This is a genomic window from Salinicola sp. CPA57, assembly GCF_003206035.1.
In the GTDB taxonomy this organism is placed as follows: Bacteria; Pseudomonadota; Gammaproteobacteria; order Pseudomonadales; family Halomonadaceae; genus Salinicola; species Salinicola socius.
Genome location: NZ_PZJR01000003.1, coordinates 675478 through 687533 on the forward strand (window position 1 = coordinate 675478; position 12056 = coordinate 687533).

Genomic DNA, 12056 nt, shown 5'->3' on the forward strand with positions numbered 1-12056 from the left:
CTCAAACGCTCGCAAGCGTTGGCCGCAACGAGAACGGCGACAACACCAGATCGCCACCCGGCTCGAATACGAACAGTTGTCGGCAAGCGACGTGAACATCCAGCGCCTGATCCACGCCGAACTCATGAATCCCGGCCAGGTGCGCGACCAGGTCGATCCGATCATGCGACAGGTGCAGGAAGGTTTCGGAACCGCTGATCTCGGCGATACGCACGACGACCGGCAGACGAAACGCCGCTTCCGGAATCGGCTGAAGCGACCAGTGATGAGGCCGGATACCGACCTGATAATCGCCGTCGGGTAGATTGCGCCACGCTTCAGGCAGCGGCTGGCGCTGATCGGCGATCCGGCACTCGCCTCCCTCGACCGTCATCGGCATCAGGTTGATCGGTGGCTCGCCAAACAACGTGGCGGCTTCACGGTTCCGCGGATGGCGATAGACGTCGTCGCTGGGCCCGCTCTGGACGATCCGCCCCTGGTGCAGCAGCGTCGTCGTGCCGCCCAGTGCCAGCGCTTCTGCGGGTTCGGTGGTGGCGTACACCGCGATGGTGTTGCGCGATTCGAACAGTTTGCGCATCTCGACGCGCAGCGCCTCGCGCAACTTGTAGTCGAGATTGACCAGAGGCTCATCGAACAGCACCAGATCCGCATCCTTGACCAATGCCCTGGCCATCGCCGTGCGCTGCTGCTGCCCACCCGAGAGCTCCTGCGGATAGCGTCCCAGCAGGTGCTGAATCCCGAGCATTGCAGCCGTTTCCTCGACTCGCCGGGTAATCTCCTGCCGGGACACCTTGGCCTGCTTGAGCGGCGAGGCGATATTGTCGAAGACGGTCAATGTGGGGTAGTTGATGAACTGCTGATAAACCATCGAGACATTGCGTCGGCGAACCGGCAGATGGGTCACGTCCCGGCCATCGAGATGTACCGACCCCTTGTCGGGCATGTCCAGGCCCGCCATCAGTCGCATCAAGGTCGTCTTGCCCGCCAACGTGTGTCCCAGCAACACGTTGAATGACCCCGGTTCCAGGGTCAGGCTGGCATCATCGATGTACGTCTCGCCCCGCACCGACAGTGTCACGTTATGGAGTTGTAATGACATGGGTGGCGCCGTTCCCTTTTCTCTTTCGAGCATCCTAGAACACCCGTTTCATAAAGATATACGACGAAGAAAGGAGAACGCCCTGGAGGGATTTTTAAAATTTTAATGATTTGATTTTACTGAGTTTAAAACGCTTAAAACCTTAGTCTTAGCCACTAATGTCCAACGCTGGACGCTTATCTCCCGGCAATAATGCCAATCATAAAAACCGGATCTACTGTATGTCCTGTTCGAAATCCAACATCACTCGCCAGTCCGGAAGACCGAGAAATCCCGCAAAGGTGATCCGGCGTTGGGCAGGGAGCCTCAAAGGGAAATGGGACAGGGAGCATCGAAAAGGAAACTGACGAGCACAAAAAACCCCGAGACAAGGCTCGGGGTTCGAATCTGGTAGGACCAAGCGGATTTGAACCGCTGACCTCCACGATGTCAACGTGGCGCTCTAACCAACTGAGCTATGGTCCTGTAGTCATGTCACTGCAAAATCGTATCGTCGCAAATCCGATCTTAATTGGTAGGACCGAGCGGATTTGAACCGCTGACCTCCACGATGTCAACGTGGCGCTCTAACCAACTGAGCTACGGTCCTACAATCCATCGCCTTGACGAGCTCGCCGTGACAACGGATGCGAATTTTACCCGGGCAGACGCGGAATGCAACCCTCAATCCGTAAAAAAATCGACGCCAACTCCCTGTCATGCCGGGACAATTCTTTCACCGACGACGGCCGGCACGCTCTGGAATGCAAAACCATGCCAAGCCGCCCGGTTTCCGCGCATCGCGGAAGCCATCATCTTGAACTGGTACACGGGGGCTTCAAACCGGCAAATCACGCCTTCAAACCGATAAATCGGGCATCTCGGCGAGCAGCAAGGGAAAGCCGGTCTGGCCGGTGAATGTGATTTTCCGGCGCTACCCATACCATGGTCGAATGCATAATCTCCGTTGCAGCCCCAACCAGAGCAACGGCAGGTCGTTCGGTTTTGGTAAACTGTTCCCATCAGCAAGAAGACAAGTCATCGGTCCGCGCCAGGGAATTTACATGACACAGCAGGAACGTCACGAAGCTATCGTCGAGCTGGTCAAGCGCCAGGGTTATGCATCGATCGAACAGCTTGCCAAGGACTTCGACGTCACGCCCCAGACCGTACGCCGGGACCTCAACCAATTGGCGGAGGAAGGGATCGTCAAGCGCGTCCACGGCGGCGCCGGGCTCGAGTCGAGTACCGTCAATACCGCCTATCACACGCGCAAGACCCTAAATCTCGACGCCAAGCGCCGCATCGCCGAGATGCTGGCCAGTCACATTCCCGACTCTTCGTCGCTGTTCATCAACATCGGTACCAGCAATGAATTCATTGCCGAAGCGCTGTGCCAGCATAGCGGGCTGGAGGTCATCACCAACAATCTCAACGTGGCCGCCATCCTTCAGCACAAGACCGACTTCAACGTCATCGTCGCCGGCGGCCAGGTTCGCTCGCGGGACGGCGGCATCATCGGCGAAGCCACCATCGATTTCATCAACCAGTTCAAGGTGGACTACGGCATCATCGGCATCAGCGGTATCGACGGTGACGGCTCGCTACTGGAGTTCGACTATCAAGAAGTCCGCGTGGCCCAGGCCATCCTGCGCAACTCCCGGCAAGTATTTCTGGCGGCCGACCATTCGAAATTCCATCGCAACGCCGTGGTACGTCAGGGCAATCTCAGTCAGATCAACGCCTTCTTCACCGACCGTCAGCCTCCTGAAGCCCTACGCCGGCTGATGCGGGAGCACGACGTCGCGCTCCATGTCGCGGACCCTTCGCTACCCGCAGAGATGGAACCCCTCGCTTCCCAGGCAGGCTGACGCTGCGCGCGAGCAGACCGAAACCGCCACTCTCCTGTTCAAGCCGGTCTGCACCGGCTTTTTATCGCTCCTGTTATCGGTGCTTCATACCGTGCCGTTCCCGATTTTCTCCTCAATGGGTCGACTTCGACACGATGGTGCTATTGATGTTCGGAAGTGATTAATCTATTTTCGTTTCCGAACATATCCAATTTCACTCACCGGAGGACGGTATGGCTTCAGCGACAGAGAACCCCATCCACGACCTCATCGTCGTCGGTGGCGGTATCAACGGCACCGGTATTGCCAATGACGCCGCCGGCCGAGGCCTTTCGGTGCTCCTGTGTGAGCAGGCCGATCTCGCCAGTGCGACCTCCTCCGCAAGCAGCAAGCTAATCCATGGCGGCCTTCGCTATCTCGAGCATCGGGAATTCCGCCTCGTTCGGGAAGCGTTGAGAGAACGCGAGATCATGCTGCGCAAGGCGCCACATATCGTGTGGCCGCTGCGCTTCATTCTCCCGCACCAGCCCCACCTGCGACCTGGCTGGATGATCCGTACCGGACTGTTTCTCTACGACCACCTGAGTCATCGAGACAGCCTGCCCAATGCCAGGAGTCTTCGCTTCGGCACCGAGAGTCCGCTGGAGCCGACGATCAAGCGCGGCTTCGAATATTCCGACTGCTGGGTCGACGATGCCCGGCTGGTGGTTTTGAATGCGCTGCAGGCGCAGGAAAAGGGGGCGGATATTCGGGTGCGCACCCGCTGCATCGAAGCGCGGGAAGAAGCAGGAACATGGATAGTCAGCCTGGAAGATCGCGACACTGGCGAACGCGAAGAGCACCGGGCCAAGGTACTGGTCAATGCCGCCGGCCCCTGGGTGGAATCTTTCGTCAAGGGTAACGCCAAGCGTAATTCGCGCTACGGCATACGCATGATCCAGGGCAGCCACCTGGTCGTGTCGCGCCTCAACGACGACGAGCGCGCCTATATCCTGCAGAACCAGGATGGCCGTATCGTCTTCGTACTGCCCTACCAGCAGCGTTATAGCCTGATCGGCACCACCGATCGGCGCTATCAGGGCGATCCTTCCCAGGTCAGCATCAACGACGAGGAGATCGATTATCTGCTGGATGTGCTCAACTCCCACTTCGTCAAGCAGCTGAGTCGAGAAGACGTCATCTCGAGCTATGCAGGGGTCCGTCCGCTGTGCGATGACGAGTCGGAGAACCCGTCGGCCATGACTCGCGATTACACGCTCGACCTCGATAGGCGCGGCGCACCGATACTGTCCATCTTCGGCGGCAAGATCACTACCTACCGCAAGCTTGCCGAAGCCGCCATGCACAAGCTCGAACCCCTGCTGCCGCACATGGGAAGCGCCTGGACGGCTGAAGCCAGGCTGCCGGGAGGGGATATCGCGTCGCGCGAGACGTTCGTGGCAGGGCTGTTACGTGATTATCCGTTCCTGGGGCGGGAACGCGCCGAGCGCTACGGCTCCAGCTACGGCACGCTGTGCCTGGGTTTTCTGAAGGGCAAGCAGAGTCAGGAAGATCTTGGCCAGCATTTCGGTGGCGGCCTGACGCAGGCAGAGGTCGACTATCTGATCGAGCACGAATGGGCACACAGCAGCGACGATATTCTATGGCGGCGCAGCAAGCTAGGCCTGCGTTTGACGAACGACGAACAACAGGCTCTGATGGGCTACCTGAGCCAGCATCCCGCCATCGCCACAGCGGAATCTCCATCTCGGGTTTCATGAGCTGCTAGCCGGCGCGTGGTCGGCCAAACCTCGAGCTGACGTGGGTGTTTGGCGTTTCTGCTACCCTTGCCGGGCATGGCGCTCTATCCCGACATAAGGAATGATCAGTTGCTGCAACTTTTGTTGACCTGTCTCGGTGTCCTCGTTTTGTTGATCACCCTGGTGCCCTACACGAGAATCCGCCACTGGAGTGTTCGCAGTTTCGACTTTCCACTGCTTCAGATTGCCATCGTCGCTACCGTATTGGCGCTTGCCCAGTTGGCTCTCCATCCCGATAGCGGGTGGCAGTGGGCTGGCGTTACCACCAGCGTCATCGCAGCTGCGATCCAGTGGATGCGAATCTACCCGTGGACGCCTCTGGCCAGATGCACTGTCGTCAAATCCCGATCATACGCGCCGGACCAGGAGCTCAAGCTGCTCGTCTCCAACGTGCTGACACCCAACCGGCAAGCGTCGAAGCTGATCGATCTTGTCAAACAGCATGAGCCTGACATTCTGCTGACGCTGGAGTCCGATCAGTGGTGGGGAGATCAGCTGGATGCCGCTGTCGCCGAAACGATGCCGGAAGCGATACGCATTCCTCTGGACAACCTCTACGGCATGCATCTTTACTCGCGCCTGCCATTGGAAAACGTCGAAATCAAATGGTTGATTCAGGACGATATTCCTTCGATTCATGCCTGGGTGAAGCTGAAGAGCGGGGATCGTATTCGCTTTCATGCGCTGCACCCGCGGCCGCCCGCGCCGTCCGAAAGCGATGAGTCGCTGTGGCGCGATGCAGAGCTGATGCTGGTCGGGCAGGCGATCGCCAAATGCAGTGAACCGACCGTGGTTGCCGGGGATCTCAACGACGTTGCCTGGTCGCCAACGACCAAGCTGTTCTGCAAGATCAGCGGCATGCTCGATCTCCGCCGTGGCCGCGGTCAGTACAGCACCTTCCATGCGAAATATCCGATGTTGCGCTGGCCACTGGATCACGTCTTCGTAACCGAGCATTTCACGCTCGTACACATGGAGCGACTGTCTGAGGTCGGGTCCGATCATTTCCCGATCCTCGTCACGCTCCGCCACAACCCTTCTCGCGCGGCAGAGAACGAGCCCGAAAAAGCCGATCGTGAGGAGCGTGAGGATGCAGAAGAGACGATAGAGGAAGCGCAGGAGCGCCACGGCGAGGCGCCGGTCTGAGCAAGACGCCTGTCCTGGTGAGGCACCTGTCGACGGCTGCTGCAGCCGATTGAACGCCACGCCGCGCCTTTCGACACTCTCGCGTATTCGTCAACGCCACCCGAAACGGGTGGCGTCTTTGTGTCGGTGTTACCGAACGGACATCACTCCGGGATGCCGCCCTCGGTGAGCTTGGCGGGATCGAGCAGCCGTTCCAGCTCCTCTCGGGAAAGATCGGTCTCCTCCTCGGCAACGTCGATGATCGGCCGGCCGGCCTGATAGGCCTTCTTCGCTACGGCCGCCGCCGCGTTGTAACCGATCACCGAGTTGAGCGCAGTCACCAGAATCGGGTTCCTGGAGAGCGGGCCCTCGATATTGTCGCGCCGCACGTTGAACGTGGCGATGGCACTGTCTGCCAGCAAGCGGCTGACGCTGGTCAGCAGCTGGATCGAGCCCAGCAGATTATGCGCGATCAGCGGCAACATGACATTGAGCTGGAAATTGCCACTCTGTCCGCCAATGGTGATGGCGGTGTCGTTGCCGATCACCTGCGCCGCCACCTGAGCGGCGGACTCCGGGATCACCGGATTGACCTTGCCTGGCATGATCGAACTGCCGGGCTGCAAAGCCTCCAGCTCGATTTCTCCCAGCCCCCCCAGCGGACCGGAGTTCATCCAGCGCAGATCGTTGGCGATCTTCATCACCGCCACCGCATAGGTCTTGAGATGACCCGACAGCTCCACCGCGGCATCCTGCGATGCCAGACTGGCAAAGAAACTGTCGTTGGGGCGAAATTCGAGATGCGTATCGCTGGCCAGACGCTGAGCCACCTTCCCGGCAAATTCCGGATGTGCGTTGACACCCGTCCCTACCGCCGTGCCGCCCAGGGCCAACCGAGTGATACGTTTCAAGCCATCGTTCAGACGCTCGATCGACTGGCCGACCTGGCTGGACCATCCACCCAGTTCCTGGCTCAGCCGCACCGGCATCGCGTCCATGAGATGCGTACGTCCGGTCTTGACCACATCGTCGACCGAGGCTGCCTTGTCATCGATGCAGGCGCGCAGGTAGGTCATCGCAGGCACCAGGCGCTCACGAACCTGAATCGCCGCCGCCAGATGGATGGCCGTGGGGATCACGTCGTTGCTCGACTGCCCCATGTTGACGTGATCATTGGGGCCGACCTCGAGTCCGTCTCGGCTCGCGAGATGCGAAATGACCTCGTTGACGTTCATGTTGGTCGAGGTGCCCGACCCCGTCTGAAACACATCGATCGGAAACTGGCCGGCGTGCTTGCCTTCGATGATCTCGTCGGCCGCCGCCACGATGGCCCGGGCTCTGGCATCGTCCAGCAACCCCAGCTCCAGATTGACCTGTGCCGCGGCACGCTTGATGTGAGCCACGGCGGCGATGAACGCCGGCGGCAGCGGCTGGCCGCTGACCGGGAAATTGTTCACGGCGCGCTGCGTCTGAGCGCCATAGAGCGCACGTTCGGGGACTTCCAGTTCGCCCATGCTATCGCGCTCGACTCGTGTCTGGGCCATGACCTTCTCCTAACAGTGACGGATGAAATGCGAAAGAGGTAGCCATCACGCTGGCTACCCCTTCGGGACTCCTTCAAGACTAGCAGTCGGTCCGCAACCTGCCCTACTCGAGACTCAGTCGAAATCGATGATCTGACGAATCGCCTCCCCATTGGCCAGGCGGTCGAAGCCGAGATTGATCTCGTCCAGTTTCAGCCGGTGAGTGAGCAAGCGATCCACCGGCAGGCGGCCGGATTGATAGAGCGCAATGTATTCGGGCACATCCAGCGACGGCACGTGACCGCCCAGGTAGGAGCCCTTGAGCGTGCGCTCCTCGGCGACCATGCGCGTCGGGCTGATGGCGAATCGCACGTCAGGATGCGGCAGGCCGGATGTCACGGTCGTGCCGCCACGGGCGGTCGATTCGTAGGCAAACTCCAGCGCCCTGGCCACACCTGCGAATTCGGCGGCGATATCCACCCCACCGCCACTGATCTCGCGTACCTGCTCCACCGCATCCGCGTCGCCGCTGTTGACGATATGGGTGGCCCCCATCGCCCTGGCCGTTTCCAGTTTGTCCGGCGCGATGTCCGCCGCGATCACCTGCCGCGCGCCGCCACCGACAGCACCCATGACCGCTGCCAGCCCGACCCCGCCAAGACCGACGACGAGTACCGACTGACCCAATCTCAGCCCAGCGGTGTGTACCAGCGCCCCGACACCCGTCAACACGGCGCAGCCGAACAGCGCCGCGATATGGAACGGAAGTTCGGGGTCGATCCTGGTCAGGGAGCGTCGAGAAGCCACCGTGTACTCGGCAAAGCCGGAGACGCCAATGTGGTGATAGATCTTCTCCCCGCCCTTGTGCAGGCGCATTCCGCCGCCCAGCAGATGTCCGGCAGTGTTGGCCGCCGCACCGGGCTTGCAGAGCGCCGCGCGTCCGGACAGACACGACGAACAGGCGCCACAACTGGGCGCAAACGAGAACACCACATGATCGCCCGGAGAAAGATCGGTCACGCCCTCGCCGACTTCGGCCACTTCGCCGGCAGCCTCGTGGCCCAGCACCATGGGCAACGGGCGCGGTCGATCTCCATTGATCGTGGACAGATCCGAATGGCAAAGCCCCGCGGCGCGCATCTTGACCAGCACCTCACCCGGGCCAGGCCCGTCCAGCTCGACCTCCTCGATCGACATCGGCCGCGATTCCCGATACGGACGCGGTTTCTTCATTTCATGAATCACGGCGGCATGGATTTTCATATCAGCATCCCATTTCACGGATCGCCCTGACTCGCTTGAACGAGCCGGGTGTGGTTTACGTTCGTCTGCCTGGCGGCATGACCAGAGAGGAGTCGTGATGAAGAGCCATGATCACGAGTAGTATTCGGGCGCATGACGGAATGTCGGCCATGCCACCGGGTCATGCCCGGTCACCACGAGTGCGCCGGTCTTCTCCACCAGGGCATGCAATTTGCGCACGGATCGTACCGTGTCCACGGTCGAGGCTAGAAAGCCCGGCAAGGCCTTCTCCTCCCAGTGATCGGTGGTGTATGCCGCGTCCACGGCCAACAGCACCGGCCCGGTCTCGGGCAAGCGGAGCAGGAAACTGGCATGCCCGGGTGCATGGCCGGGCGTGAAGATGAAACGAACGGTGCTGTCGCCGAAGACGTCGTAGCCGTCGTCGCCATCCTCGAGCAGATGCCACTTCAATCCGGGGCGGTCGAAGTCCGCGCGAATATAGCCACCGGCGGAGAACCAGTCCGGGGCCATGGCATACTCGTATTCGCGACGTCTGACGATATGAGTGGCATTCGGGAATCGGCCCGTGGCACCGGTATGGTCCAGGTGCAGATGACTGTGCAGGACATAGCGGATGTCCTCGGGTTCGAGGCCGAAATTCTTCAGCGCCTGGACGCAACCTTCCTCCTCACGCATCACGGGCCAGTAGACCGCGGTGATATCGCCCCAGTGCTTTTCGGGATCGCTGGCGCACTCGACGGCACAGCCACCATCGATGACGACATTTCCCTCCGGGTGCGTGATGAGATACCAGGGCACGGGGATCTCGTACTCATCCAGCCCCGCATTCATCTTGATATTGCACACCCGGCACTTGAGCGTGCCGGTCTGGAACATGTAAAGACGAGGGGTAGTCATGACGCACTCCTGGTTTGTGCCACATGAAGACGACATTGACGCCGACTGCGGTGCGAGTACGGCGAGAGATGCAACATCCGCCAGCGGCCCGACACTCGCAGCCGGGGAATCGAGCATGTCAGAGTAGGACACCGCCAAACGGCGTGACCAGCGGACTTTGGTCCCAGACAGCCCCCGCGGCGTGTCGGCACCTCACCCAGTCCCGACCGGTCATGCCCACTTTCAGAAAACCGATCGAGGAGTCTCGGCCATGTGGCATCGTCAACCCTTCACGCTCACCGCGCGCCCGCGCGGCTTTCATCTGGTCACCGACGAGGTCCTGGCGGCCCTGCCGCGGCTGGCCGAGATCCGTATCGGCCTGCTCCATCTGCAGTTGATGCATACCTCGGCATCGCTGACGCTCAACGAGAACGCAGACCCGGACGTTCGGCACGACATGGCGCTGTTCGCCGGCCAACTGGCACCCGAAAACCTCTCCGGCATGAAACACACCTTCGAGGGTCCGGACGACATGCCCGCTCACGTGTTGGCCAGCCTGTTCGGGACCGAGCTGACCGTGGCGGTCGAGGACGGCAGGTTGCTCACCGGTACCTGGCAAGGCATCTGGCTGGGCGAACATCGCCAACATGGCGGTGCCCGAAGGATCACCGCCACATTGATGGGAGAGTAACGAAAGGTTCTGCCAGCTCAATGCGAGTGCCGCGGCACCTCGGCGCCGCGGCAGCCGCGCAGGAAGTCGAAATCACAGCCCTCGTCGGCCTGCAGCACGCGTTCGATATAGAGCTGGCGATAGCCACCGGTACTGGCAATCTGGTTCGACGCCGCCATCGGGTCGGCCGTGGCCAGGCGGCGTGCGATCTCGGCGTCGTCGACTTCCAGTTCCAGCTTGCCGCTGTCACAGTCCAGGCTGATCCAGTCGCCGTTGTGGACGGCCGCCAGCGGTCCGCCGGCCGCGGCTTCGGGCGCCACGTGCAACACCACCGTGCCGTAGGCCGTGCCACTCATGCGGGCATCCGAGATCCGTACCATATCGGTGATGCCCTGCTCGAGAATCTTGGGCGGCAACCCCATGTTTCCGACCTCGGCCATGCCGTGATACCCCCGCGGTCCACAGTGCTTCAGGACCAGGATATCGTTGGCTTCGACCTCGAGTTCGGGGTCGTTGATCCGCGCCTTGTAGTCGTCGAAATTCTCGAACACGACCGCGCGACCGCGATGTTTCATCAGCTCGGGGCTGGCTGCAGAGGGTTTGAGTACCGCCCCGTTGGGCGCCAGATTGCCGCGCAAGATGCAGATCCCGCCGTCCTTGCGCAGCGGATTGTCCAGGGGACGAATCACCTCGTCGTTGTAGTGCGGCGCATCCTGCACGTTTTCCCAGAGCGTCTTGCCGTTGACGGTCAACGCGTCCTTGTGGGGCAGGCGATCCGCCTCGCCCAGCCGACGCAGCACGGCCGGCAAGCCTCCGGCGTAGTAGAACTCTTCCATCAGGAAGCGCCCGGAGGGCTGGAGATCGACGATGGTCGGCGTGCCGCGACCGATACGGGTCCAGTCGTCCAGCGGCAGATCGACACCGATGCGCCCGGCGATCGCCTTGAGGTGGATGACCGCGTTGGTCGAACCGCCGATCGCCGCATTGGTGCGAATCGCGTTCTCGAACGCCTCTCGGGTCAGGATCTTCGAGAGCTTGAGGTCTTCATCGACCATTTCGACGATGCGATTGCCGGAGAGGTGCGCGAGAACGTAACGGCGGGAATCGACAGCCGGAATCGCCGCATTGTGGGGCAGGGAGACGCCCAGCGACTCCGCCATGCAGGCCATGGTGGATGCCGTACCCATGGTGTTGCAGGTGCCGGCGGAGCGAGACATCCCGGCTTCGGCGGCCATGAAGTCATGGATCGAGATCTTGCCGGCCTTGACCTCTTCCGACAATTTCCACACCACCGTACCCGAACCGATATCCTTGCCTTCGTGCTTGCCGTTGAGCATTGGCCCGCCGGTTACCACCAGCGTCGGGATATCACAGCTAGCCGCTCCCATCAGCAGCGCCGGCGTGGTCTTGTCGCAACCGACCAGCAGCACCACGGCATCCATGGGGTTGCCACGGATCGCCTCCTCGACATCCATGCTGGCGAGATTGCGGGTGAACATCGCCGTCGGCCGCAGATTGGATTCTCCGTTGGAGAACACCGGGAATTCGACCGGATAGCCGCCCGCCTCGAGCACCCCCTTCTTGACATGTTCGGCGAGCTTGCGGAAGTGCGCGTTGCAAGGCGTCAACTCCGACCAGGTATTGCAGATACCGATGATCGGCTTGCCCTGGAATTCGTGATCCGGAATGCCCTGATTCTTCATCCAGCTGCGGTACATGAAGCCATTCTTGTCGGCGGTACCGAACCACTGGGCCGAGCGAAGCTGGGGTTTCTTCTGGGACTCTGGTTTTTGGGAAGGTTTCTGGGACTTGTCCGATGAATCGCTCATCTGTTTTTCTCCTCAAGCCACCGTCAGTACGGTGGCAGTCACG

Annotated in this window: 9 protein-coding genes and 2 tRNA genes; 4 read left to right on the forward strand and 7 right to left on the reverse strand. The window is 60.9% G+C overall.

Annotated features, from left to right (window positions below; all coding sequences use genetic code 11):
* Position 1: 1 nt before the first annotated feature.
* The 3 genes from DOM36_RS05375 to DOM36_RS05385 all read right to left on the reverse strand — a co-directional run bounded on the left by DOM36_RS05375 (position 2) and on the right by DOM36_RS05385 (position 1688).
* Entirely contained in the window at positions 2-1099 is a 1098-nt protein-coding gene (locus DOM36_RS05375) for an ABC transporter ATP-binding protein (protein WP_110641707.1), read from the reverse strand.
* 388 nt (positions 1100-1487) lie between these two features.
* Positions 1488-1564 (reverse strand) — tRNA-Val (locus DOM36_RS05380).
* Between the two features lie 47 nt (positions 1565-1611).
* Positions 1612-1688 (reverse strand) — tRNA-Val (locus tag DOM36_RS05385).
* Between the two features lie 454 nt (positions 1689-2142).
* Here DOM36_RS05385 and DOM36_RS05390 point away from each other — a divergent pair.
* The 3 genes from DOM36_RS05390 to DOM36_RS05400 all read left to right on the forward strand — a co-directional run bounded on the left by DOM36_RS05390 (position 2143) and on the right by DOM36_RS05400 (position 5873).
* Positions 2143-2949, forward strand: coding sequence for a DeoR/GlpR family transcriptional regulator (locus DOM36_RS05390; RefSeq protein WP_075571157.1), 807 nt, complete (start codon positions 2143-2145; stop codon positions 2947-2949).
* Positions 2950-3161: 212 nt separating this feature from the next.
* Positions 3162-4688, forward strand: coding sequence for a glycerol-3-phosphate dehydrogenase (gene glpD, locus DOM36_RS05395; RefSeq protein WP_110641709.1), 1527 nt, complete (start codon positions 3162-3164; stop codon positions 4686-4688).
* A 108-nt stretch (positions 4689-4796) separates the two neighbouring features.
* The gene (locus DOM36_RS05400) at positions 4797-5873 is read left to right on the forward strand and encodes an endonuclease/exonuclease/phosphatase family protein (protein WP_110641711.1); all 1077 of its coding nucleotides are present in this window, start codon (positions 4797-4799) and stop codon (positions 5871-5873) included.
* 143 nt (positions 5874-6016) lie between these two features.
* Here the strand turns inward: DOM36_RS05400 and DOM36_RS05405 are convergent, their stop codons facing one another.
* From DOM36_RS05405 to attM, 3 genes are all read right to left on the reverse strand, one after another.
* The gene (locus tag DOM36_RS05405) at positions 6017-7396 is read right to left on the reverse strand and encodes a class II fumarate hydratase (RefSeq protein ID WP_075571154.1); all 1380 of its coding nucleotides are present in this window, start codon (positions 7394-7396) and stop codon (positions 6017-6019) included.
* Between the two features lie 114 nt (positions 7397-7510).
* On the reverse strand, positions 7511-8638 hold the full coding sequence (locus DOM36_RS05410) for a zinc-dependent alcohol dehydrogenase family protein (protein WP_110641713.1): 1128 nt from the start codon (positions 8636-8638) through the stop codon (positions 7511-7513).
* 111 nt (positions 8639-8749) lie between these two features.
* The gene (gene attM / locus DOM36_RS05415) at positions 8750-9535 is read right to left on the reverse strand and encodes an N-acyl homoserine lactonase AttM (protein WP_110641715.1); all 786 of its coding nucleotides are present in this window, start codon (positions 9533-9535) and stop codon (positions 8750-8752) included.
* 250 nt (positions 9536-9785) lie between these two features.
* Between attM and DOM36_RS05420 the strand changes: the two genes are divergently transcribed.
* Positions 9786-10205 carry a secondary thiamine-phosphate synthase enzyme YjbQ gene (locus DOM36_RS05420; RefSeq protein WP_075571151.1) on the forward strand — a complete coding sequence of 140 codons (420 nt, stop codon included), beginning with the start codon at positions 9786-9788 and terminating at the stop codon, positions 10203-10205.
* A 17-nt stretch (positions 10206-10222) separates the two neighbouring features.
* Here DOM36_RS05420 and DOM36_RS05425 read toward each other — a convergent pair whose 3' ends face one another.
* Positions 10223-12013 (reverse strand): IlvD/Edd family dehydratase, encoded by a 1791-nt coding sequence (locus DOM36_RS05425; RefSeq protein WP_075571150.1) that lies wholly within the window; start codon positions 12011-12013, stop codon positions 10223-10225.
* Between the last annotated feature and the right edge of the window lie 43 nt (positions 12014-12056).